Source organism: Marivita geojedonensis, from assembly GCF_002115805.1.
Classification (GTDB): domain Bacteria; phylum Pseudomonadota; class Alphaproteobacteria; order Rhodobacterales; family Rhodobacteraceae; genus Marivita; species Marivita geojedonensis.
The window spans coordinates 45,602-67,239 of record NZ_JFKC01000020.1 but is presented as its reverse complement, the minus strand read 5'-3'; the positions used below and the strand labels follow the sequence as shown (position 1 = coordinate 67,239).

At 62.7% G+C, this 21,638-nt stretch carries 23 protein-coding genes; 11 read left to right on the top strand and 12 right to left on the bottom strand.

What is annotated here, in order from left to right; genetic code table 11:
• Positions 1 to 10: 10 nt before the first annotated feature.
• Together MGEO_RS16420 and MGEO_RS16415 are read left to right on the top strand one after the other, a co-directional pair.
• The gene (locus MGEO_RS16420; protein WP_085640334.1) at positions 11 to 439 is read left to right on the top strand and encodes a GlcG/HbpS family heme-binding protein; all 429 of its coding nucleotides are present in this window, start codon (positions 11 to 13) and stop codon (positions 437 to 439) included.
• Between the two features lie 11 nt (positions 440 to 450).
• The gene (locus tag MGEO_RS16415) at positions 451 to 1,233 is read left to right on the top strand and encodes a gamma-glutamyl-gamma-aminobutyrate hydrolase family protein (protein WP_085640332.1); all 783 of its coding nucleotides are present in this window, start codon (positions 451 to 453) and stop codon (positions 1,231 to 1,233) included.
• Positions 1,234 to 1,260: 27 nt separating this feature from the next.
• Here MGEO_RS16415 and kynU read toward each other — a convergent pair whose 3' ends face one another.
• Genes kynU through MGEO_RS16400 form a run of 3 tightly spaced genes read right to left on the bottom strand, consistent with a single transcriptional unit; the run spans position 1,261 to position 4,062 of the window.
• Positions 1,261 to 2,454, bottom strand: a complete 1,194-nt coding sequence (gene kynU / locus MGEO_RS16410) for a kynureninase (RefSeq protein ID WP_085640330.1) — start codon at positions 2,452 to 2,454, stop codon at positions 1,261 to 1,263.
• A 22-nt stretch (positions 2,455 to 2,476) separates the two neighbouring features.
• On the bottom strand, positions 2,477 to 3,310 hold the full coding sequence (gene kynA / locus MGEO_RS16405; protein ID WP_085640327.1) for a tryptophan 2,3-dioxygenase: 834 nt from the start codon (positions 3,308 to 3,310) through the stop codon (positions 2,477 to 2,479).
• The gene (locus MGEO_RS16400; protein WP_085640324.1) at positions 3,307 to 4,062 is read right to left on the bottom strand and encodes an SDR family NAD(P)-dependent oxidoreductase; all 756 of its coding nucleotides are present in this window, start codon (positions 4,060 to 4,062) and stop codon (positions 3,307 to 3,309) included. Before MGEO_RS16400 ends, kynA begins: the two co-directional genes overlap by 4 nt.
• A gap of 128 nt (positions 4,063 to 4,190) precedes the next feature.
• Here MGEO_RS16400 and MGEO_RS16395 point away from each other — a divergent pair, with 128 nt between their 5' ends.
• The 5 genes from MGEO_RS16395 to MGEO_RS16380 all read left to right on the top strand — a co-directional run bounded on the left by MGEO_RS16395 (position 4,191) and on the right by MGEO_RS16380 (position 7,922).
• Positions 4,191 to 5,138: an MBL fold metallo-hydrolase gene (locus MGEO_RS16395; protein WP_085640321.1), complete on the top strand. Its 948-nt coding sequence runs from the start codon at positions 4,191 to 4,193 to the stop codon at positions 5,136 to 5,138.
• A gap of 158 nt (positions 5,139 to 5,296) precedes the next feature.
• Positions 5,297 to 6,805: a choline-sulfatase gene (betC, locus tag MGEO_RS16390; protein WP_085640363.1), complete on the top strand. Its 1,509-nt coding sequence runs from the start codon at positions 5,297 to 5,299 to the stop codon at positions 6,803 to 6,805.
• Positions 6,806 to 6,863: 58 nt separating this feature from the next.
• A complete protein-coding gene (locus tag MGEO_RS16385) occupies positions 6,864 to 7,499 on the top strand; it encodes a thermonuclease family protein (RefSeq protein WP_332908322.1) in 636 nt (211 codons plus the stop codon).
• Between the two features lie 24 nt (positions 7,500 to 7,523).
• Positions 7,524 to 7,604 (top strand): sunset domain-containing protein, encoded by an 81-nt coding sequence (locus MGEO_RS22000; protein WP_456299102.1) that lies wholly within the window; start codon positions 7,524 to 7,526, stop codon positions 7,602 to 7,604.
• 81 nt (positions 7,605 to 7,685) lie between these two features.
• The gene (locus tag MGEO_RS16380; protein WP_085640318.1) at positions 7,686 to 7,922 is read left to right on the top strand and encodes a YdcH family protein; all 237 of its coding nucleotides are present in this window, start codon (positions 7,686 to 7,688) and stop codon (positions 7,920 to 7,922) included.
• Here the strand turns inward: MGEO_RS16380 and MGEO_RS16375 are convergent, their stop codons facing one another.
• Positions 7,923 to 8,441 carry a glutathione peroxidase gene (locus tag MGEO_RS16375; RefSeq protein ID WP_085640315.1) on the bottom strand — a complete coding sequence of 173 codons (519 nt, stop codon included), beginning with the start codon at positions 8,439 to 8,441 and terminating at the stop codon, positions 7,923 to 7,925.
• Between the two features lie 50 nt (positions 8,442 to 8,491).
• The gene (locus MGEO_RS16370; protein WP_085640312.1) at positions 8,492 to 9,112 is read right to left on the bottom strand and encodes a class I SAM-dependent DNA methyltransferase; all 621 of its coding nucleotides are present in this window, start codon (positions 9,110 to 9,112) and stop codon (positions 8,492 to 8,494) included.
• A 116-nt stretch (positions 9,113 to 9,228) separates the two neighbouring features.
• Here MGEO_RS16370 and MGEO_RS16365 point away from each other — a divergent pair, with 116 nt between their 5' ends.
• Positions 9,229 to 9,498 carry a DksA/TraR family C4-type zinc finger protein gene (locus MGEO_RS16365; protein ID WP_085640309.1) on the top strand — a complete coding sequence of 90 codons (270 nt, stop codon included), beginning with the start codon at positions 9,229 to 9,231 and terminating at the stop codon, positions 9,496 to 9,498.
• 275 nt (positions 9,499 to 9,773) lie between these two features.
• Here MGEO_RS16365 and MGEO_RS16360 read toward each other — a convergent pair whose 3' ends face one another.
• From MGEO_RS16360 to MGEO_RS16340, 5 genes are read right to left on the bottom strand one after another with little or no spacing between them, the layout of a single operon-like run.
• Complete coding sequence (locus MGEO_RS16360) at positions 9,774 to 11,594, bottom strand: M3 family oligoendopeptidase (protein ID WP_085640306.1); 1,821 nt, start codon at positions 11,592 to 11,594, stop codon at positions 9,774 to 9,776.
• Between the two features lie 54 nt (positions 11,595 to 11,648).
• Positions 11,649 to 12,509, bottom strand: coding sequence for an amidohydrolase family protein (locus tag MGEO_RS16355; protein ID WP_085640303.1), 861 nt, complete (start codon positions 12,507 to 12,509; stop codon positions 11,649 to 11,651).
• On the bottom strand, positions 12,502 to 14,094 hold the full coding sequence (locus MGEO_RS16350; RefSeq protein ID WP_085640300.1) for an ATP-dependent DNA ligase: 1,593 nt from the start codon (positions 14,092 to 14,094) through the stop codon (positions 12,502 to 12,504). Before MGEO_RS16350 ends, MGEO_RS16355 begins: the two co-directional genes overlap by 8 nt.
• Positions 14,091 to 14,975, bottom strand: a complete 885-nt coding sequence (locus MGEO_RS16345) for an alpha/beta hydrolase (protein ID WP_085640297.1) — start codon at positions 14,973 to 14,975, stop codon at positions 14,091 to 14,093. The genes MGEO_RS16350 and MGEO_RS16345 overlap by 4 nt, the downstream gene beginning before the upstream one ends.
• Positions 14,972 to 15,994 (bottom strand): ligase-associated DNA damage response exonuclease, encoded by a 1,023-nt coding sequence (locus MGEO_RS16340; RefSeq protein ID WP_085640294.1) that lies wholly within the window; start codon positions 15,992 to 15,994, stop codon positions 14,972 to 14,974. The genes MGEO_RS16345 and MGEO_RS16340 overlap by 4 nt, the downstream gene beginning before the upstream one ends.
• Positions 15,995 to 16,090: 96 nt before the next feature.
• On the opposite strand from MGEO_RS16340, the gene MGEO_RS16335 reads away from it, so the two are divergent.
• Positions 16,091 to 16,861 carry an HpcH/HpaI aldolase family protein gene (locus tag MGEO_RS16335; protein ID WP_085640291.1) on the top strand — a complete coding sequence of 257 codons (771 nt, stop codon included), beginning with the start codon at positions 16,091 to 16,093 and terminating at the stop codon, positions 16,859 to 16,861.
• Here MGEO_RS16335 and MGEO_RS16330 read toward each other — a convergent pair.
• Both MGEO_RS16330 and MGEO_RS16325 read right to left on the bottom strand, forming a co-directional pair.
• Positions 16,858 to 17,796, bottom strand: a complete 939-nt coding sequence (locus MGEO_RS16330) for an alpha/beta fold hydrolase (protein WP_085640288.1) — start codon at positions 17,794 to 17,796, stop codon at positions 16,858 to 16,860. The two genes, MGEO_RS16335 and MGEO_RS16330, sit on opposite strands and share 4 nt — an antisense overlap.
• A complete protein-coding gene (locus tag MGEO_RS16325; RefSeq protein WP_085640286.1) occupies positions 17,796 to 18,086 on the bottom strand; it encodes an SCP2 sterol-binding domain-containing protein in 291 nt (96 codons plus the stop codon). The genes MGEO_RS16330 and MGEO_RS16325 overlap by 1 nt, the downstream gene beginning before the upstream one ends.
• Positions 18,087 to 18,176: 90 nt before the next feature.
• On the opposite strand from MGEO_RS16325, the gene MGEO_RS16320 reads away from it, so the two are divergent.
• Positions 18,177 to 18,731, top strand: a complete 555-nt coding sequence (locus MGEO_RS16320; protein WP_233139958.1) for a tetratricopeptide repeat protein — start codon at positions 18,177 to 18,179, stop codon at positions 18,729 to 18,731.
• Between the two features lie 39 nt (positions 18,732 to 18,770).
• Positions 18,771 to 21,638 (top strand): helicase-related protein, encoded by a 2,868-nt coding sequence (locus MGEO_RS16315; RefSeq protein WP_085640283.1) that lies wholly within the window; start codon positions 18,771 to 18,773, stop codon positions 21,636 to 21,638.

The window sequence follows — 21,638 nt, the reverse complement described above, 5'->3', positions numbered from 1 at the left end:
GGGGGACAGAATGGCTAACCTATCGCTGCGCCGCGCGCGCACCATCATTCGCAAAACACTTGAAGCAGGGCGTGCAGCGGATCTGAAACCGCTCTCGGTCATCGTGCTGGACGCGGGCGGCAATGTGCAGGCATTCGAGCGTGAAGACGGTGCAAGCCCCGGCCGGTTCCAGATCGCTCATGGCAAAGCCTATGGATCGGTCATGCTGGGTATGGCAGGCACCGCGCAAAAGAACCGCGCCGAAGAGCAGGCCTATTTCATCGCCGCAGCCGGTGCGGCGCTTGGCGGGCAGATGATTCCGGTGCCGGGTGGCGTGCTGGTGCGCGATGCCAAGGGCAATGTGCTGGGCGCGGTTGGCGTGACCGGTGATACGTCGGACAATGACGCTGCGGCCGCGAAGGCCGGGATCGAATCCGTGGGTCTCACCGCGGAAATATAAGGAACAGCACCATGGCGCGGCCCGTCGTCGGCATCATCGGCAACCAGTATCTGATCAATGATCAGTACCCTGCCCATGCAGGCGGGTCGATGACGTCAGAGGCCGTGGCCAAGGTATCGGAGTGCATGCCGCTTCTGGTGCCAGCGGACCCGCGCTTTCTGTCGGTCGAGGAACTGCTCGAGGTGTGCGACGGGTTCCTGCTGACCGGCGGGCGGCCCAATGTGCATCCCGAGGAATATGGCGAGACCGCAACCGAGGCGCATGGCGCGTTTGACCGGGCACGCGATGCGATCACGCTGCCTTTGGTGCGGGCCTGCGTGGAACGCGGTCAGCCGTTTCTGGGCATCTGCCGGGGCTTTCAGGAGGTGAACGTCGCCATGGGCGGCACGCTCCATCCCGAGATTCGGGATCTGCCGGGGCGGATGAATCACCGGATGCCGCCGGATGGCACCTTGGAGGAAAAGTTCGCCCTGCGCCACGTGGTGACTTTGCAGGAGGGGGGTGTGTTCCACCGCCTGTTCGGGTCCAGCGAGGTGATGACCAACACGCTGCACGGGCAGGGGATCAAGACCCCCGGCGCGCGGATCGTGATCGAAGGACACGCGCCTGATGGCACGCCCGAGGCGACATATGTGAAGGACGCGCCGGGCTTTACGCTGTCGGTGCAATGGCATCCGGAGTGGGATGCGGCGAACGATCCGGTGTCGCGGCCCCTGTTCCAGGCGTTTGGCGATGCGGTTCGGGCCTGGGCACAAGGCGAAGTGGTGGGCGGACACCGCGTCGGCGCGGTGTAAGTCTCCGTCAACGGAGACTTCCGCGCTTCAGGTTACCGCTTTGCGCTGTTTGAATTCCGGTGTGTCCCAGAGCCTGTCGCGCATGATCCGGGCGAGCCTCTCGACCGCTTGATCTACGTCTTCAAGGATCAGGTACAGAGGCGTGAAGCCGAAGCGCATGATGTCTGGCGCGCGGAAATCGCCGATCACTTTATGGGCGATCAGCGCCTGCATCGCGGCGTAGCCTTCCTCGAATTTGAAGCTGACCTGCGATCCCCGCTCTGCCGCGTTGCGCGGGCTGGCGAGGGTCAGGTCGGGGCAGGTTGCCTCAACGCCCGCGATGAACCGTTCCGAGAGGTCTATGGACCGCGTGCGCAGGTCGTTCAGATCAACGTCGTCCCACACGTCGAGCGCGGCATCCAACGCAGCCATCTGCAGGACGGGCGGTGTGCCGACCCGCATCCGGGAAATGCCTACACCGGCCTTGTACCCAAGGTCGAAGGCGAAGGGGCTGTCATGACCCAGCCAGCCAGACAGCGCAGGCAGGGCCATGTCGGCATGGCGCGGGGCGACATAGATGAACGCGGGCGCGCCGGGGCCGCCGTTGAGGTATTTATAGGTGCAGCCGATGGCGAAATCGGCTTTTGCGCCCGCTAGGTCCACCGGGATCGCGCCTGCGGAATGGGCGAGATCCCAGACTGTCACGACACCGTTCGCATGTGCCTTGGCGGTCAGCGCCGCCATGTCGTGTTTGCGGCCGGTGCGGTAATCCACCTCGGTGATGAGGGTCACGGCGATCTCGTCGGTGATGGCGGCCCCGACTTCTTCCGGCGCGACAAGGCGCAGTTCATAGTCCGGGCCGAGCAGAGAGATCAGTCCTTCGGCCATATAGAGGTCGGACGGGAAGTTCCCGGTGTCCGACAGGATCACCCGGCGGTGGGGGTTCAGCTTCAGCGCCGCCGCCAGCGCCTGGAACACCTTGATCGACAGCGTGTCGCCCACCACCACATGGCCTGCTTCCGCGCCGATGAGCCGTCCGATCTGGTCCCCCAGACGCGCCGGCATGTCCATCCAGCCACAGGCGTTCCAGCCGGTGATGAGATGATCACCCCATTCCGAGGCCACCGTCTGCGCCACGCGGGCCGCGGCAGATTTCGGCAATGGCCCCAATGAGTTGCCGTCGAGATAGATCATGCCTTCGGGCAAATGAAACGCGGCGCGGGTGGCGGTGAAATCGGTCATCGGTTCTGCCTTGTTGATCGCATCACAGATGGGTGCGCAGGTGCCAGAGATCGGGGAAAAGCTCAACCTCCAGCATGCGCCTGAGATAGGACACGCCTCCGGTGCCTCCTGTGCCTCGTTTGAAGCCGATCACCCGTTCCACGGTGGTCACGTGGTTGAAGCGCCAGCGGCGGAAGTAGTCCTCGAGATCGACCAGCTTTTCCGCCAGTTCATACAAGTCCCAGTATCGGGTTAGATCGCGGTAGACCTTGGTCCACGCGGCTTGCAGCGCCGGGTTCGGCTGATGCGGTTTCGTGCGATCGCGGTGTAGCGCCTCGTCGGGCAGAGGAACCGCCTGTGCCAGTCGTCCGATGGCGCAGTCATACAGCGAGGGTCTGTCCAACTCTGCCTCCAGCCTCGCGGCAATCTCGGACCGGTGCGCGTGCGGTTTGATCATTGCCTGATTGCGGTTGCCCAGCAGGAATTCGATCTCGCGGTACTGCGCCGATTGAAAGCCTGAGCTCTGGCCAAGGGCTTCGCGGAATGTCGTATAGTCGCTGGGTGTCATGGTGCGCAGCACGTCCCACGCCGCGTTGAGCTGTTCAAAGATCCGGGCAACCCGGCTCAGCAGTTTGAAGGCAGGGCGGATATCCGGGGCGCTCAGGGTCTCTCGGGCGGCCTGCAATTCGTGCAGAGCAAGTCGCATCCAAAGTTCGGATGTTTGGTGCTGGACAATGAAAAGCAGCTCGTCATGCGCGGCGCTGAGCGGATGCTGCGCATCGAGTACGGCATCAAGCCCAAGGTAATCGCCATAGGACATGCGCCCGTCGAATGACATCTGGGCGCCATCCTGCGCCGGGTCGTAGGGGTCGGTCAAATCTCGCCTCCGGCGATCTGGATGGCCTGACCGCTGACGCTGCCGGAATGCGGTGCGCAGAGCCATAGCGCCGCTTCGGCCACTTCCTCGGGCGCGATCAGGCGGCCGTGTGGGTTCACATCGACCATCAGTTTGCGCGCGCTGGCCTCGTCCATGCCGGTGCGGGCGGCGATGGAGGCGGCATTGTTCGACACGATGTCGGTGTCCACATAGGCCGGGCAAAGGGCGTTAAACGTATAGGGTTTGCCGGCGTAATCCGCCGCCAGTCCCCGGATCAGCCCGATCATCGCATGTTTCGATGCAGTGTAGCAGGGGGCGCCCTTGAGGCCGCGCAACCCGGCGATGGAGCTGATGGCAATGACCCGGCCCCAATCGGTTTCGTGCATGGATTTCATGCACTCACGGATGGTCAGGAAGGTGCCGTCGATATTTGTGGCCATCATGTTGCGCCAGAAAGCCATGTCCATCTTATGCAGCGCGCGGCCCTCTGCGAGGCCCGCATTGGCGACGCAGATCTGCACCGGCCCCCGCGCGGCAACGGCGTGGGCGATTCCGTCCACAACCGAGGCTTCGTTCTGTACGTCCATCACCAGTTCGTGCAATCCGTTGGCCGCAGCCGCGTTTTCCAGAACGTCAGGGCGGCGTCCCGTGATTGTCACAACAGCGCCCGCCGCGTGCAGCGCTTTGGCGATGGCCAGTCCGATCCCTGTTCCGCCACCGGTGATCAGCGCATGTTTTCCCTTGAGTGTCATGTGGCCTCCCCAACCCGATTTGACCTGACCGTATAGGTCCTGTCGCCAGTGGCAAGATGGCCCACCCGTAAGGGGTTGCTTTTCTCATTCACGTTCGTGAATGTGTTTCTGACCACAGGAGGAGCGTCATGCGTATCACATCCATTCTCGCCATCGGCTGTATGGCCCAGATGGCCGCCGCCAGCGAGGACATCGCCGATAAATACCCACAGTCGGAACTCTACGACAAACCGGTCGAGGTGATCCCGCATGTCTTCTCGGCCATCGGTGCCACGGCGCCCCCGACCTATGAGAACTCCGGTCACAACAACAATCTGAGCTTTGTCCTGACTGGCGACGGGGTTGTGGTGATCAATGGAGGGGCGTCGGCCCGTCTGGCCAAGGCGCTGCATGACGAGATCAAGGCGGTCACCGACCAACCGGTGAAGCTGGTGATCAATGAAAACGGTCAGGGCCACGCGATGCTCGGTAATTCCTACTGGGCAGAGCAAGGCGTCGACATCCTTGCCCATGAGGATGCCATTGCCGAGGTGGAAAAGAACGGCGATTTCATTCTTCAGGGCATGCAGCGCTACAACCGCGACAAGGCCGAAGGCACCACGGTCGTCGTGCCGAACCTGAGCTTTTCCGACAAACACGTGGTCGAAATGGGGGATGTCACGCTGGAAGTGCTGCATCTCGGACCGGCGCATGATCCGGGCGACACGCAGGTGTGGATCCCGCAATGGGGTATTGTGATCGCGGGCGATATTGCGTTCCACGAACGGATGCCGCCGATCTTTCCCGAAACCGACACCGATGCGTGGATCGAAACCTTCGACGGCCCGTTCACCGCTCTTAGCGCGACTTACGTGATCCCGGGGCACGGCCACCCGACCAACATGGCGCAGGTGACCCGCTATACCTCTGATTACATCAAGGATCTGCGCGCGAAGATCGGCGCGCATATCGACGAAGGCGGTGATCTGGCCAGCGCCTATTACGTCGATCAGTCGAACTGGGCGCATCTGGACACGTTCGAGGAACTGGCGACCAAGAACGCAGGCCGCGTTTTTGAAGAGATGGAGTGGGAATAGCCCCCACTCCGGTCTTCTCTGTTTTCCAAATACCTCGGGGGGTTTGGGGGGCTGGCCCCCCAATCCGTCGGATCGTGCGCAGCCCAATTCGAAACCGATTGCATTGACGCCACCAGACGATCCGACCAGTGTCGCGCGATAACCGGCACGAGGGACCGATCATGCAGCCGAACATCCTGATTCTGATGGTGGACCAGTTGAACGGAACGCTGTTTCCCGATGGTCCCGCCGATTGGCTGCACGCGCCCAACCTGAAGAAGCTCGCGGCGCGCTCGACCCGGTTTCGGAACGCCTATACCGCCAGCCCGCTCTGCGCGCCGGGGCGGGCGAGTTTCATGTCCGGGCAGTTGCCGTCGGCCACGGGCGTCTATGACAACGCCGCCGAATTCACATCGTCGATTCCAACCTATGCGCATCACCTGCGCCGCGCCGGCTACTACACCGCGCTGTCCGGCAAGATGCATTTCGTTGGCCCGGACCAGCTGCACGGGTTCGAGGCGCGTCTGACCACCGACATCTACCCGGCCGATTTCGGCTGGACGCCCGACTACCGCAAGCCGGGCGAGCGGATCGACTGGTGGTATCACAACATGGGCTCGGTCACGGGCGCGGGGGTGGCCGAGATCACCAACCAGCTCGAATACGATGACGAGGTGGCCTACCAGGCCAAGCTGGCGCTGTACGATCTGGCGCGGCGCAAGGATGACCGCCCGTGGTGCCTGACGGCGAGCTTCACCCATCCGCACGACCCTTATGTGGCGCGACGGAAATACTGGGATCTCTACGAAGACTGCGAGCACCTGCTGCCCGAAATCCCGGCGATGGATTACGAAGATCACGACCCGCACGCCAAGCGGATCTTCGACGCCAATGACTGGCGCAGTTTCGACATCACGGAAGACGACATCCGCCGGTCGCGCCGCGCCTATTTCGCCAACATCTCTTACCTCGACGATAAGATTGGCGAGATCCTGCAGGTGCTCGAAGACACGCGGCAGGAAGCGATCATCCTCTTCGTGTCCGATCACGGTGACATGCTGGGCGAGCGCGGGTTGTGGTTCAAGATGTGCTTCTACGAAGGCTCGTCGCGGGTGCCGCTGATGATCTCGGCGCCAGAAATGGCGGTCGGCCTTGTCACCGATCCGGTTTCGACCATCGACGTCTGCCCGACGCTTTGTGCTTTGGCTGGCGTGAGCATGGACGAGGTGATGCCGTGGACGACGGGGGAATCGCTTGTGCCTCTGGGGCAGGGCGGAGAACGCACCAGCCCGGTGGCGATGGAGTACGCGGCCGAGGCGTCTTATGCGCCGCTGGTGTCCCTGCGCTATGGCAAGTGGAAGTACAACCGCTGTGCGCTGGACCCCGATCAGCTCTTCGATCTGGAGGCCGATCCGCACGAGTTGACCAACCTGGCCGACCATCCCGACCATCAGGGCACGGTACAGACGCTGCGGGCGAAATCCGAAGCGCGCTGGGATCTGGCGCGCTTCGATGCCGATGTGCGGGCAAGCCAGGCAAAACGCTGGGTGGTTTATGAGGCGTTGCGCCAGGGTGGATATTACCCGTGGGATTACCAGCCTTTGCGGGACGCGTCAGAGCGGTTCATGCGCAACCACATGGATCTGAACGTGCTTGAGGAAAGCCAGCGCTTCCCGCGTGGGGAATGATTAACCTTTCTTAACGCATTCCATTGTTTGGCCATGTTTGGCTGCGCATATTCATGGAATGTTAAGGATTGCGTTTTTCACCACCCTGATCGCGGTGGGCGGCATGGTTCAGGCGGGTCCGAACGGACCGATCCACGTTGTCGACGGCGATACGTTCAAGGTTGCCGGAACCACGGTGCGCCTGCACGCGATCGACGCCCCCGAGACCGACCAGATGTGCGGTGACGCCAACAGCCCGGCCTGGGCCTGTGGCGCGTGGGTGCAGACCGAAACGCGCGCGCTTTTCGAAGGGCGTACAGCCAAATGCGCCGCCACCGATACGGACAGGTATGGCCGCACGGTTGCCAAATGCACGGTGGACGGGCGCGATGTGGGTGAGGTCCTGGTCGGCAACGGCTTGGCCTTTGCCTATCGCCAATACGGCATGGACTACGATCTGACGGAGAAAACCGCCGCAGTGAACGGGCGCGGGCTTCATGCCACGGGGGTTATGTCGCCGGCGGCGTTCCGGTCGGCCCAGCGGGCGCAGGCCAGACCGGCCGACCAGAAAAACGACACCGGAGCAAAAACGGTGACGGTCAACCGGGGTACTCCTGCGAGGAAGACCTGGCTGCCGAACGCTCTGAACCCTGCGTGCAAGATCAAAGGCAATATCAGCCTCAACAGTGGCGAGCGCATCTACCATGTGCCCTGACAGAAGTATTACGGAGAGACCCGCATTTCACCCACCAAGGGCGAACGCTGGTTCTGTTCCGAAGCCGAGGCGCGCGCTGCAGGGTGGAGAAAAGCACGGAATTGAGCGCGGTTTGATCCGGGTCAAAGTGAAAGATGCATATCTCTGACAATTTCTCTTCAAAGACATCAGGAGAGGAGTGAACCCATGTCACATACCCCGCACGAGCTGGCTGAAGAATTTCCGGAATACGTCGAGAAGATGAGCGCGCTGAAGCAGGCGGATGCGCATTTCGCCAAGCTTTTCGACAGCTATCACGAAATCAATCGGACCGTGCACCGCGCAGAAACCAATGTGGAGCCGATGGATTCGCTGGCCGAAACCGATCTGCGCAAAAAGCGCGGTGCGCTGAAGGACGAGATCTGGAGCTATCTGCAGAAGTGATCAGTCCAGAAGGGCGGTGATCGCCTCGGTCACCGGCCTCGACAGTGGCCGCGCGTTCGATCCGAATGTCGCGGCCACGCTGCCATCCGGGGCAATCAGCACTTTGTTGAAGTTCCAGCGCGGGGTAAACCCCGCCTCGACTTCCAGCCATTTGTAGAACGGATGCGCCTCCGCACCGATCACCCGGGTGATCGTCGTCATCGGGATGTCGAGGTCGAAATTCACCTCGCAGAAATCCTTGACCGCTTCGTCGCTCGCCAGTTCCTGCCGGAAATCGTTGGACGGCACCGCGAGGACAACCAGCCCTCGATCCCGGTAGGTGTCGAAAAGCTCCTGCAACCCGTCATATTGCGGTGTGTACCCGCAGCTCGATGCCGTGTTGACCACCAGCAACGGCTGACCACGCCATTCTGCAAGGTCGATCTCTCCACCATCTATGGACGGGAAGGTGAAGCTGGGCATGGCCGCCTGTGCCAGCGACGCGCAGAGGACAAAGAGGGCGGTGAGTATCAGACGCATGGTGATCTCCTTGCCGGAGGAGTTAGGCGCGGCAGCGGCAAAGGAAAGCCTCAGAGCTTGCGGAACACCATGACAAGTCCGCGATCCTGCGCGTGATCATGATCGGCATTCTCATAGATCGGGATGTCGTGAAACGTGACAGGTGAAATCAGCCTGTGCGCCACCATCAGGGCCAGCCGCGAGCCGAAACCGGCCCCATCGAAAACCGGCGGGATGACCCCGCAGGCAAAGAGCGCGCCGGGGCGGGCGACGCGCATGAGTTCGGGAAACACCTCAGGCCCGACATGGCCGTGGGTGAAGGTGCCGCTGGAGACAAAGCCGCCATAGGCTTCATCCGCCATCGGAAGTTTCTTGGTGAGATCGGTGCAGATGCGGTTGCGGTACAGCCCCTTGGCCGCCGCCTGATCCAGCATGGCCTGCGAGATGTCGATCCCGTCCACCTCGAGCCCCGGCAGATGTTCGGCAAGCAGCCCGGTGCCGGCGCCGATGTCGAGCACCGGACCATTGGTACCCGCTTCGGACAGAAAGACCCGCGCCACCTCTCGCGGAGCGATGTAGCCATGGCTTGCGCTGAAACTGCTGTCATAGCTCTTGGCCCAATCGTCATAAAGCGCGCGGGCGTCGGAGGCCCCCTTGATGCTGTAGGCGCGTTCCAGATTGTGATCGGACATGATGGCCCCCCCCTTGGACAAGGGCAGGATGGCGGCCTCAGCTCTGCGCGACAAGTCCCTTGCCGGGATATCTGCGTGCGCCCATACTCGTCGGATCGATAGAGCAGGAGAGGATCATGGCTGGCGGATGGGCGCGCGATGGCGCGGTACAGGAACAGATCGATGCGTCGATTGCAGACGAACTGGCGCGCATGAAGGCGCGGAAAGTGCCGCAAGGCGACAGCCTGACCCATTGCGCGGAATGTGACGAGCCGATCCCCGAGAAAAGACGGATCGCCCTTCCCGGCGTGAAGCTCTGCATCGACTGCCAGCAGGAACGGGACAGCGCGTACCAAGTGCGCGGCGGCATCAATCGGCGCGGATCGAAAGACAGCCAGTTGAAGTGACATCACTGAGACGCCCCGCGCAGGGTCAGTGCGGTTGCCTTGGGGGCTTTGCCCCCAAACCCCCAGGATATTTTCGGCAAGAAGAAAGGGGTCCTCCAGCGTCAGAGAACCCCTGGAAGGCAGTGCCTTCTCCTTGCACGGTCATCGGCGTCCCCGCCTGTACCGTACCTTGATTCTGGCGGGTACTCGTTAAGGATGCCCTAACGGCTTTCTTCTTGCTTCAAATATCCCCGCCGGAGGCTCCCGCAGACGCCACGGGCGCAGACGTTGGGGGGTCAGCCCTCCATCGCCTCCAATTCGTCAATGAAGCCGGAGATCATGTCGAGCCCCTTGTCCCAGAATTTCGGATCGCTGGCATCGAGGCCGAACGGCGCGAGCAGATCCTTGTGGTGCTTCGATCCGCCCGCCTTGAGCATGTCAAAATACTTGTCCTGGAAGCCTTCGGGATTTTCTTCGTAAACGGCATAAAGTGCGTTCACGAGGCCGTCGCCGAAGGCATAGGCGTAGACATAGAAGGGTGAATGCACGAAGTGGGGGATGTAGGCCCAGAAGGTCTCGTATCCCTCCATGAACTCGAATGCCGGTCCAAGGGATTCGGCCTGCACCGACATCCAGAGTGCGTTGATGTCATCAGGCGTCAGTTCTCCGCCGCGTCGTGCGGCGTGCAGTTTGCATTCGAAATCGTAGAACGCGATCTGGCGGACCACGGTGTTGATCATGTCCTCGACCTTGCCGGCGAGGAGCACCTTCTTCTCGGCATCGTCCTTGGCGTTGTCGAGCATGCGGCGGAAGGTGAGCATTTCACCGAAGACCGACGCGGTTTCGGCTAGGGTCAGCGGGGTGGAGGCCAGCATTTCACCCTGTTCGGCGGCCAGCACCTGGTGCACGCCGTGGCCCAGCTCGTGCGCGAGGGTCATCACGTCGCGCGGTTTGCCGAGGTAGTTGAGCATCACGTAGGGATGTACGGTTGTTACCGTGGGGTGGGCAAAGGCGCCGGGGGCCTTGCCGGGTTTCACGGCGGCGTCGATCCAGCCATCGGTAAAGAACGGCTTTGCGATCTCGGACATGCGCGGGTCGAAGGCGTTATAGGCCGACATCACGGTCTCGGTCGCTTCGTCCCAGCCCACTGTACGGGTGGTTTCCATCGGCAGGGGCGCGTTGCGGTCCCAGACCTGCATGGTGTCGAGGCCAAGCCATTTGCGTTTGAGTTCGTAGTAGCGGTGGCTGAGCTTGGGGTAGGCGGCGACCACGGCGTTGCGCAGCGCTTCGACCACTTCGGGTTCGACGTCATTGCTGAGGTGGCGTCCTGTCTGGGCCGTGGGCATACCGCGCCAACGGTCCATGATTTCTTTCTCTTTCGCCTGCGTGTTGTGGACACGGGCGAAGATCTTGATGTTTTCGGCAAAGACGGCGGCCAGTTCGCGGGCAGCGGCTTCGCGTTTGCTGCGGTCCTGTTCGGTGAGCAGGTTCAGCGTGCCTTCGATATTGAGCGGCTCACCATCGACTTCGAATTCGAGCCCCGCGATGGTTTCGTCGAACAGGCGCTCCCATGCGTCGCCAACGACGCCGAGGTCGTGGAGGAATTTCTCCATCTCATCCGAGAGCTGGTAGGGCTTCATCGCGCGGATGCGGCGGATGGCGGGTTTGTAGCGTGCGAGGTCTGCATTGGCATCGAACAGCGTGTCGATGGTCGCATCTTCGATGCGGTTCAATTCCAACGTGAAGAAGACCAGCGGCGTGGTGTAGTTGGTGATTTTTTCCTGATGGTCGGACAGGAATTTCGCGCGCTGGGCGTCGGTTGTCAGCTGGTAGTAACGCAGACCGGCATAGGACATGATGCGGCCCGCGATGTTCTCGATCTTCTCGTGACGGTGGATCGCGTTGAGGAACTCTTCGGCGGAAAGGCTCGCCAGCTTGCCTTCGTAATCGGCGGCAAAGCTTTTGCAGGCGTCCTCAAGCCAGTCGAGATCGCGCTTCAGTTCGGCGGCGTCATCGGACGCATAGAGGTCCGACAGATCCCATTCCGGCAGGTTCCCCAGATCTTTGCTGCCGCTCTGGGCGTTGGCGTCATAGGTCGGGGTGGGGGTGCGCAGCATAGGGAGTCTCCTGTTCTTTGTTGCTGTGGAACCTGTGCCGCGCGGGCGGAAGGTTCAAGGGGCAAAGCCGTAGAGCGTGGCGGGATTGTCGGTAAAGAGCTTCTGGCGGGTGCTTTGATCGGGGATCGCGTCGAGCAGGATGTTCAATTGCTGACCCGCGTCCGGCATCGGCACGCCGTTCAGCATCAGGTGCGGCCAGTCGCTTCCCCAGAGGATGCGGTCGGGATTTGCCCGGGACAGTCTCTGGATCAGGTTCTGCGGCTCTGGCGTGTGGCGGTAGGTGGCGCTGAGTTTGGTCCAGGCGTGGCCCTCGGCCAGCAGCCGTTCAAGTGCCTTCTGGCCGTCGGTGATTCCAAGTGCCGGGTCGGGCCAGGCGCAGTGGTCGAAGACGATCTGTACGGGCAGGGTTGGCACTTGTGGGGCCAGTTCTTCAAGGTGCAGATGGGAATGGGCCAGCATTTCCACATGCAGGCCGTGATCCGCCAGAATATGCGCGAGGCGTTTCATGCCGTCCCAACTGAGCAATCCGCCATGCACGTAGTTGAGGCGCACGGCCTTGCAGTTCCGGTCAGCCAGCGCGCGAATGTCGGCCTCGGTTGCGGTGTCCGAGATCAGGCAGACGGCGCGGAATCCGTCGCCCATGCGGCGGGTGGCCTCGAGCGTGATGCTGTTGTCGCCACCATAGAGGATCGAATGCACGATGACCCCGCGCGTGCAGCCGAGATGTCCGAGATGGGTGCGGTATCGGTCGAGCCATGTGTCCAGCGTGCCGGGCGGCGGGTTTTCCACGCGACCCTCCCACAGAGCGAAATCGTCGCCGATCAGGTGCACATGTGCGTCGCAAGCCCCGTCTGGCAGCGGCGCGCTGGGCGGCGTGATCGTCAGGGGCGGTGCAGCGGCGGTGGACTTATCCATAGGTTTCCAGCAGGTCTTTCAGATCGTTTAGCGTGTTGGCCTCTTGCAACGGCTTATCATGCCGCCAGCGGGACATGCGCGGGAAGCGCAGGGAGATGCCGGATTTATGGCGCGGCGAGGCGTGGATGCCTTCGAACGCGATCTCGAACACGTGGTGCGGCGTGACCTGGCGGACGGGGCCAAAGCGCTGCTGGGTGTTCTTGCGCACCCAAGCGGTAATCTTGCGGAATTCCTCGTCCGTCAGGCCGGAATAAGCTTTGGTGAAGGGCACCAGATCGTTGCCGTCCCAGACTGCGAAGGTGAAGTCAGTAAAGAGGTTGGCGCGGCGACCGTGGCCCTGCTGGGCATAGATCATCACCGCGTCGACCGTGAGTGGATCGAGTTTCCATTTCCACCAATCGCCTTTTTTGCGGCCTGCGAGGTAGGGGCTGTCGTTGCGTTTGAGCATCAGCCCCTCAGCCCGATTGTCGCGCGCGGTGGCGCGGGTATGGGCGAGGGTCTCCCACGTGTCGAACGGTAAGGGTGGCGCGGCTTTTATCGGGGCGTCATCGGGCAGGTTGTGCAGCAGTGCATCCATCCGTGCGCGGCGCTCTTGCAAGGGCAGGTCGCGCAGATCCTGGCCCTCGTGTTCCAGCAGGTCATAGGCCAGAAGGATCACCGGTGCGTCCTTCAGTAGCTTTTTCGGCACCGTTTTGCGGCCGATCCGGGCTTGCAGGGTGTTGAAGGGAAAGGGCTGCGCGCCGTCCCACGCGACGATCTCTCCGTCCAGAACTATACCATCCGGTAAAAAATCGGTCAGGCGGGCGAATTCGGGAAAGCGGTCGGTCATCAGCTCTTCGCCACGTGACCAGACGTGGTGGGTTCCGTTGCGCAGGATCACCTGTCCCCGGATGCCGTCCCATTTCCACTCCGCCTGCCATGCGTCGGGCTGTCCCAGCGCATCGGGGGCGTCTTCCAACTGGTAGGCGAGGTAGAACGGGTAGGGGCGGCTTTCGTCGGCCTCTGCATCCTCGGCTTCGATCAGCGCGTGGTAGGTCGTGGTCTCGGGCGTCCAGCCGCCCATCAGGCGGTGGGCAAGGCTGGCTTCGTCCTGATCCGTGGCCTGCGCCAGTGCGCGTGTCATGAGTTTCTGGCTGACACCGATGCGGAACCCGCCGGTGATCAGCTTGTTGAAGAGGAACCGTTCGGTCGGGTCGAGTTGATCCCACGCATCAAGGATACGCGCCTTGCGCGCGTCGATGTCGAGCGCGGCGAGGGATTTCAGCTCGGTGATCCAATGGGTCAGGGACAGATCGCTGACCCGACTGGGAGGCGGCAGGGTGAGGGCGATGGTCTCGGCCAGATCGCCGACAATCGGATAGCTTTCCTCGAGCAGCCAGAGCGGGATGCCCCCCACCTCGGCGGCCCATTCGCGCAGTTGGGTCGTGGTGACAGCGCGTTTGGGGCGGCGGCCCGAAAAGAGTGCAATGGTCCAGAGCTTGTCGTCGTCGCTGGCGGTGCGGAAAAAGTCAGCCAGCGCCTTGGTCTTGAGGCTGGTCTTCGTGGTCTGGTCCACGGTGGTGAAGAGAGCTGCAAAGTCCTTCATCCGATGGTGTTCCGCAGGAACGCCCCCAACCGCTGCAGTGCATCGTTGGCCACGCGCGAGTACCCGGCGTGCAGATGCCAGACATGGGCCAGCCCCGGCCAAAGGTCGAGTGTTACGTCATTCATCGCCGTCTCAAGCCGTTTGGCGTCCTGGGCCAGCGCTTCGCCCGTGGCCGCCTGTATCATCGTTGGCGGCAGATTGCTCAGATCACCCAGCAGGGGAGACACGGCAGGATCTGTGGGGTCGATGCCGGCAAGGTAGCTGGTCAGCAGTCGTCGGGGCCATGCGGGCGGGATCAGGATCTCGTCCTCGGCCGTGTCGAACCGCGAGGCAATGTCGCCGGAAAGATCGGCAATGGGGGCGATCAGCCCAAGCGCCTTGGGCTGAACGGTGCCACTGTCGCGGGCGTGTTGCGCCACCTGAAGCGCGAGACAGCCGCCCGCGCTGTCGCCGCACAGCGCTGCCGGAGGTGTCCCAGCCGCGACGAGCCTGTCGTATGCCGCAATCGCGTCGTCACGGGCGGCAGGGAACGGGTGTTCCGGGGCAAGCCGGTATCGTATGGCGACGGCGCGCATCCCCGCGGCGCGCGCAAGATGGGCCACCAGTGCGGCATGGGTCCTTGGGCCGCCGATGGTGAAACCACCGCCATGCACATACATCAGCAGCGGCGCGTCTGACCCTGCTTCGGGCGGGGTAAACCAAAGCGCGCCGTTGGCGTCTTCTTTCGGCGGCATGTCCTTCGGGATCGATGCCCCAAGCGGGGCCGACAGAGCGAAGATGCGGCGCAAGAGGGGCTGCGACGCGACGAGGTGCAGGGTACGCCGCTCGATATTCCGGGCCTGCCAGCGAAAGAAACGGTCGGCGCGCGTCAGATCGGTCATGCGGCATCTCCTGTCGGGGTGTCGGTGTCATCTTCGTCCGTGCCGAACTCTGTCCTGAGCACCTGAGCGTTATATCCCTGCGTCTTCAGCCATCGCGCGAAGATGTCGGTATAACCATGAGTAACAAATATGTTTTCTGCCTGTGTTTCCGAGATGGCTTGCATCAGACCGTTCCAATCGGCATGATCCGAGACCACAAACCCCCGGTCGGCCGCGCGGCGGCGGCGGACCCCTCTCAGGCGCATCCATCCCGAAGCGAAAGCGGTCGAAGACAGGCCAAATCGGCGGGCCCATTGAGACCCGAGCGCCGATGGCGGGGCGATGACAAGGGCGCCTTTGTGGTCTTTGGGATTCGTGTCAGGAGTGACCTGAATGGTGTCGGGCAGCCGGTAGCCCTGTCCGCGCAGCACCGCGTTGGTGTTTTCAACGGCGGCATGGGTCAGGATCGGGGCGATCTGCGGGTCGATCATCGCAAGAAGCCGCTGCGCCTTGCCAAGCGAATAGGCGCCGAGGATCGAGGTTTTGCCCTCTGCGGCATTTGCTGACCACCACGCGTTCAGGTCTTTGGCCACATGGGCCTGATCCTCCCATTTGAACACGGGCAGGCCGAAGGTGCATTCGGTTATGAAGCTGTGACATCTGACGGGCTCGAAGGGTTCGGACAGGCCATCCTGCGCCACTTTGTAGTCACCGGACGCGACCCAGACTTCCCCTCCGACCTCAACCCGGATCTGGGCGGAGCCGGGTAAGTGGCCCGCCGGGTGGAAGGAAACCTGTGCATCGCCAATCCTGCGGGCTTCGCCGAATTTGACCGTGTCGACGGTGATTGTGCCGAGGCGATGGCGCATGACCGGTGCACAGCCCTCGGTACAGAGATAGCGGCGATGACCTGGTCGGGCGTGGTCGGCATGGCCGTGAGTGATGAGCGCGCGGTCCACCGGGCGCCATGGGTCGATGTAGAAATCGCCTGCGGCGCAGTAGATACCACGGTCGGTGAAGCTGAGGACGGGATTGGCCATGCCGTTGAGTATAGGAGCGAAACACCCCGGCGCCAGAGGCTTGCCAAGCGTCACCTGCGGCGTAGGGTGGGCAGACCAGACCATCAGGAGCCATCCATGCAGATTGCCGGATTTCGTCAACGCCTCGTGTCGCGCGTGCCTTTGGCGGGCACGTTTCTGAAAACGCCTGCCTATCAGCTGATCGAGGTTCTGGCGCAGTCCGAGCTGGATTTTGTCTGTCTGGATGCCGAACACGCGCCGTTTGACCGGAGCGCAATCGATGCCTGCTGCGCGATGGGGCGTGCGCTGGATTTTCCGGTGCTGGTTCGGGTCGGGGACAGTTCGGCCCGAGAGGTGTTGCAGGCGCTGGACTGTGGCGCTGTCGGGATTGTCGTGCCGCATGTGGACAGTGCCGCCAAGGCCGCGGATGTGGCACGGGCGGCGCGGTTCGGGCGGGGCGGCCGCGGCTTTGCCGGGTCGACCCGATGGGCGGGCTATGCCACGCAGTCGATGCCTGACCTGCTGGCCCGGTCGCACGAGGAAACGGTGGTCATGGCGCAGATCGAAGAGCCGGAGGGCGTGGAGGCCTGCGAGGCAATTGCCGCGACCGAGGGGATCGACGCTTTGTTTCTAGGGCCGGCGGACCTTTCGGTTGGCTACGGGCATGACAGCCAGGCGTCAGACGAGCTGTTCTCAGCGATGGAACGGGTGGGCAAGGCGGCGGATGCCGCTGGAAAGGCCTATGTGTCCTGGGTGGCCAACGCGCAGAAGGCGCTGGAATGGTCGAGCTACGGGATGAGCTGCTTTTTCATCTCGTCCGAGCATTCGTGGATGCGCGCCGGCGCCACGGCCGAGGCGCGCGGAGTGCATGAGATCGGCAAGGTCTAGGCTTTGAAGCTCGAGAACAGGGAGACCGCTGCGCCCGTCACCTGACGGCGGGTGTTGGCGTTTTCCATCAGCACTTCGTGTTCGGCACCATCAACGAGGAGGAGTTTCCCGCCTTTCCAGTTGGTCATGCGTTCACGGATGCGCGTGGTGTCGACAATGCGCTCGTTCGAGCCGACGAAACACAGAGCCGGGATCGCAGGAGAAGGCATCGTCGCAAGCGCGTTGCATTCCTGCAGCGCCGTCATCAGCCAGGTGTATGACGGACCGCCCAGCCCGAATTGCGGCTCTGCCTCGACATGGTGGCGCATGTAGTCGAACATGTCCGGGTCCGACGTCAGGAGATTGTCTTCGAACGGTTCGGTGCCGGGGTAGCTTTTGATCGAGGTTCCGGGCGCGAGGCGGTGGCCCTGCCCAAGAAGGTGGGCCAGACGCGTCAGCGTCCATGCCACGGGTCGCAGGTGTCCCGACATCTTGATCCCCCACATGGGACCGCTGAACATGACGGAGGCCATGTCGGAGCCGGACATCAGAGCACGCAGGCCGATGCAGCCGCCCATGGAGTGCGCGACCATGTGCCAGGGTCGCGGCAGATCGCGGTCGCGGGCAAAGCGCTGGATCGCCGACCAGTCCTTCTGGAAGTCGAGGAAGGTTCCGACATGGCCGACCATGGGATTCGGTCCGATCCGGTCAGCCATGCCCTGACCGCGCCAGTCCACGATGACCGTGTCGAACCCGGCCGCCACGAAATCGCGGGCGTTGCGGCCGTATTTCTCGATGTATTCCGTGCGCCCGGGAAGGATGAACACCGTCCCCTTGGCCGATTGCGCCGCAGCATGAGACACCCTGATGCGCACCCCGTCCGAGGTGCGCAGCCAGAACGCCCGGGTCTCCGGCCCTTCGGCCAGATCGTCGCGATACGGCGCGGGATTTGCCATCAGGCCAGTGTGGACGCCAGTTTCATGGCCATGCCCATGTCGCCGTCGATGGTCAGGCGGCCGGACATGAAGGCCGAGGTCGGATTGAGCGAGCCGTCGAAGATTTCGCGATAGGTTTCGGCATCGGCGTTGAAGGTGACATCGGCCTCGCCCGTGCCCTCGCGCGCGCCGTCGCCATCGACAACCATGCTGCCTTCGCCTTCGATATTGAACTGTGCGGTGCCGTCGATGCCGCTGCCGCCCAGCTTTTCGTTCATGGCGGTGACCGCCTGTGCCACAACATCGCTCATACGCTCGTCTCCTTGTGATCGCGTCCTTGTGTGCAAAGCTGGCATTTGCCGTGCCCTGCGCTAAACTCAAAATTGGTTATGAGGTTCACAATGAACAAATTCAAATCTGCCGTTGCGGCATTTCTGATTGCGGGCTCTGTGGTGTCGCATCCGGCGTTGGCGCAGGACGGGTCTGCAGAGGATCTGCTGAGTCAACTTGCACAGGCTGAGGACGCCCGCGCCGCTGAGCGGCTTGAGCGACAGCTGCGTCAGGAATGGTCCAAATCCGGCTCTGCGGCGATGGATCTGCTGCTGAAACGGGGGCAGGACGCGCTTGACGTGGACAATGTCGAGGCTGCGATGGAGCATCTTACCGCGCTTACTGACCACGCGCCGGATTTTGCCGAAGGCTGGCACGCGCTGGCGCTGGTCTACTATCGGGCTGATATGTTTGGCCCGGCAGCCGATGCTCTGGAACGGACGCTGGCGCTGAACCCGGACCATTTCGGGGCCTTGCGCGGTCTGGGCGCGATCTTTGAACAGGTCGACAAACCCCACCTTGCGTATGACGCCTATTCGCGGGTACTCAGCCTCAGGCCGCACGATTCCGATGTGATCGAAGCGTTGGAGCGGCTGGAGCGGCAGGTGAACGGGCAGACGCTTTGACCACCTGACGTCTGAGCAGGACGGCAAAGGGCAGTCAACATGGCCGGACATGCGCGGGTTGCGGCCATTCTGGGCCCGACCAACACGGGCAAAACCCATTATGCGATAGAACGGATGCTGGGCTATCGCACCGGCATGATCGGCTTGCCGCTGCGGCTGTTGGCGCGCGAGGTCTATGACAAGATCGTCGCGGCGCGGGGGCCGTCCGTCGTGGCGCTGGTCACCGGTGAGGAGCGGATCGTCCCGCCGCGGGCGCAGTATTGGGTGTGTACCGTCGAGGCGATGCCCGAAGGAATGGGCTGCGATTTCGTCGGGATCGATGAAATCCAGCTTTGTGCCGATCCCGAGCGGGGGCATGTGTTCACCGACCGTCTCCTGCGGATGCGCGGGCTTCACGAAACGCTGTTCATGGGTTCCGACACCATGCGCGGGCCGATTGCCGAACTGGTCCCGGGCTGCGAATTCGTGCGCCGGGAGCGGATGAGCCAGCTGGTCTATACCGGATCGAAAAAGATCAGCCGCCTGCAGCCACGCACGGCCATCGTGGGGTTCTCTGTCGAAAACGTCTACGCCATTGCGGAACTGCTGCGCCGCCAGAAAGGCGGTGCGGCGGTGGTGATGGGGGCGTTGTCGCCGCGTACGCGAAATGCGCAGGTCGATCTCTATCAGAATGGCGAAGTGGATTTTCTGGTGGCGACCGATGCCATCGGGATGGGGCTGAACCTTGATATCAACCATGTCGCGTTTTCCTCGCTGAGCAAATTCGACGGGCGGCGCATGCGTCCGCTGATGCCGAACGAACTCGCCCAGATCGCGGGCCGTGCCGGGCGCGGCATGTCGAACGGGACATTTGGCGTGACGGGCGAAGCCAGCCCGTTGAGCGAAGAGGTTGCGGAGGCGATCTGCAATCACAGGTTCACGCCACTTCGCAAGCTGAACTGGCGTAATCCCGATCTGCGCTTTGGTTCCATCGACGCGTTGATCGCATCCCTTGAGGCCAGCCCGGCGGATGAGCTTTTGGTCAAGGCGCGCGAAGCGGACGATCTGCAGGCGCTCAAGGCGCTGAGCACGGTGGCCGAGGTGCAGGCGCGGGCGTCGGACCCTAAATCGGTTCAGCTTTTGTGGGATGTGTGCCGAATTCCCGATTTCCGGGGCATCAGTCACGCGGAACATGCCGGGCTTCTGGAGGTTATCTACGGGCATCTGCACCAGCGCGGCGCCATCCCGGATGACTTTCTTGGACGGCAGGTCAACAGGATCGACCGGACAGATGGCGACATTGACACGCTGTCGAAACGATTGGCGTATATCCGCACATGGACCTATGTCGCGCAGCGGAAAGGCTGGGTACATGACGAAAGCCATTGGCGCGGCCTGACACGCGCTGTAGAAGACCGACTGTCGGACGCGCTGCACGAGCGCCTGACCCAAAGATTTGTTGACCGGCGCACATCCGTGCTCTTGCGCCGGTTGAAGCAGAAGGAGGCCCTTTTGGCCGAAGTGAATGACAAAGGTGAAGTCACCGTCGAAGGCGAATTCGTCGGCAGGCTCGAAGGGTTCCGGTTCCGCCAGGACAAGGATGCAACCGGGCAGGAAGCCAAGACGCTGAAGACGGCTTCGATGCAGGCGCTTGCTCCTCATTTCCATCTGCGTGCGGACCGGTTCTACAATGCGCCCGATACCGAGATGGATTTCACCGAGCAGGGTGGCCTCATGTGGGGTGATCAGGCGGTGGGCAAGCTGACCGCCGGGGATGATCCTCTGAAGCCGCGTGTGGTTGCCTTTGTCGATGAAGAGGCGGGGCCGGATGTGGCTCAGAAGGTGCAGCGCCGGTTGCAGCATTTCATTGACCGCAAGATCGCGGCGCTGTTCGAGCCTCTGATCAACCTTCAGAAGGATGAAACGCTGAACGGTCTGGCGCGGGGCTTTGCCTTCCGCATGGTCGAGGCGATGGGCATCCTGCCGCGCGCCGACGTCGCAGACGATGTGAAAGCGCTGGATCAGGATGCGCGCGGAATGCTGCGCAAGCATGGCATCCGGTTCGGTCAGTTCACGATCTTCATGCCGCTGTTGCTCAAACCCGCGCCGACGCGGCTGCGGCTGGTGCTCTGGAGCCTTGCCAAGAACCTCGACGTGTTTCCGGAAGCGCCGCCTCCGGGGCTTGTCACCGTGCCGAACACGCCCGGTACGCCGGCAGAACATCACACCGTATCGGGCTACCGCGCGGCGGGCGAGCGCGCGATCCGTATCGACATGCTGGAACGTCTAGCGGACCTTCTGCGCGCGCAGGACAGCCGGGGTGGGTTCGAGGCTAATCCCGACATGCTGTCGATCACCGGTCTGACGCTGGAGCAGTTCGCCGATCTGATGGGGGGCCTTGGCTATAAGGCCGAAAAAAGTGAGCGTGAGAAGGTGCGTGCCGTTGATGCGGTTGTGCCGGAAGCCGATGCCGCTGTTGCCGAAAAACAGGATGCGACCGCCGACGGCGCTGTTCCCGCCGACGATACGCCCGTGATGGATGCGGCGCAAGATGGAGCGTCGGGCGCAGAGGAAGCACCCGCTGAGGGTGGCGATACGCCGGTTCCGACCAATTCCGAGACCGAGATCGACCCTGGTGCGGCACCCGATGCGGCTGTTGCGGGCCCGGAGACCGAGGTGTTCTATGTCTTCACCTGGCGGGGAACCCGACCGGAGCGGCAACCCCGCCGTGATGGCAACAAGGGGCGCCGTGAGGGTGGCAAACCGCAGGGCGACCGTCCGCGGGGCAAAGGCAAGCCGAAAGGCAAGGGCCAGCCTCGGGATGCCGGAGCAAAGACCTTCCAGGCGCGCCCGCCCAAGAAGGAAAAGCAGATCGACCCGGACAATCCTTTTGCAGCGGCCCTCATGGGGCTGAAGTCCAAGGACTGA

Bases quoted from the DNA above. Each gene is read 5' to 3' on its own strand.
- MGEO_RS16420 (WP_085640334.1), top strand. From the start codon at position 11: ATGGCTAACCTATCGCTGCGCCGCGCGCGCACCATCATTCGCAAAACA.
- MGEO_RS16415 (WP_085640332.1), top strand. From the start codon at position 451: ATGGCGCGGCCCGTCGTCGGCATCATCGGCAACCAGTATCTGATCAAT.
- kynU (WP_085640330.1), bottom strand. From the start codon at position 2,454: ATGACCGATTTCACCGCCACCCGCGCCGCGTTTCATTTGCCCGAAGGC.
- MGEO_RS16400 (WP_085640324.1), bottom strand. From the start codon at position 4,062: ATGACACTCAAGGGAAAACATGCGCTGATCACCGGTGGCGGAACAGGG.
- MGEO_RS16395 (WP_085640321.1), top strand. From the start codon at position 4,191: ATGCGTATCACATCCATTCTCGCCATCGGCTGTATGGCCCAGATGGCC.
- MGEO_RS16385 (WP_332908322.1), top strand. From the start codon at position 6,864: ATGTTAAGGATTGCGTTTTTCACCACCCTGATCGCGGTGGGCGGCATG.
- MGEO_RS16380 (WP_085640318.1), top strand. From the start codon at position 7,686: ATGTCACATACCCCGCACGAGCTGGCTGAAGAATTTCCGGAATACGTC.
- MGEO_RS16375 (WP_085640315.1), bottom strand. From the start codon at position 8,441: ATGCGTCTGATACTCACCGCCCTCTTTGTCCTCTGCGCGTCGCTGGCA.
- MGEO_RS16370 (WP_085640312.1), bottom strand. From the start codon at position 9,112: ATGTCCGATCACAATCTGGAACGCGCCTACAGCATCAAGGGGGCCTCC.
- MGEO_RS16365 (WP_085640309.1), top strand. From the start codon at position 9,229: ATGGCTGGCGGATGGGCGCGCGATGGCGCGGTACAGGAACAGATCGAT.
- MGEO_RS16360 (WP_085640306.1), bottom strand. From the start codon at position 11,594: ATGCTGCGCACCCCCACCCCGACCTATGACGCCAACGCCCAGAGCGGC.
- MGEO_RS16355 (WP_085640303.1), bottom strand. From the start codon at position 12,509: ATGGATAAGTCCACCGCCGCTGCACCGCCCCTGACGATCACGCCGCCC.
- MGEO_RS16350 (WP_085640300.1), bottom strand. From the start codon at position 14,094: ATGAAGGACTTTGCAGCTCTCTTCACCACCGTGGACCAGACCACGAAG.
- MGEO_RS16345 (WP_085640297.1), bottom strand. From the start codon at position 14,975: ATGACCGATCTGACGCGCGCCGACCGTTTCTTTCGCTGGCAGGCCCGG.
- MGEO_RS16340 (WP_085640294.1), bottom strand. From the start codon at position 15,994: ATGGCCAATCCCGTCCTCAGCTTCACCGACCGTGGTATCTACTGCGCC.
- MGEO_RS16335 (WP_085640291.1), top strand. From the start codon at position 16,091: ATGCAGATTGCCGGATTTCGTCAACGCCTCGTGTCGCGCGTGCCTTTG.
- MGEO_RS16330 (WP_085640288.1), bottom strand. From the start codon at position 17,796: ATGGCAAATCCCGCGCCGTATCGCGACGATCTGGCCGAAGGGCCGGAG.
- MGEO_RS16325 (WP_085640286.1), bottom strand. From the start codon at position 18,086: ATGAGCGATGTTGTGGCACAGGCGGTCACCGCCATGAACGAAAAGCTG.
- MGEO_RS16320 (WP_233139958.1), top strand. From the start codon at position 18,177: ATGAACAAATTCAAATCTGCCGTTGCGGCATTTCTGATTGCGGGCTCT.
- MGEO_RS16315 (WP_085640283.1), top strand. From the start codon at position 18,771: ATGGCCGGACATGCGCGGGTTGCGGCCATTCTGGGCCCGACCAACACG.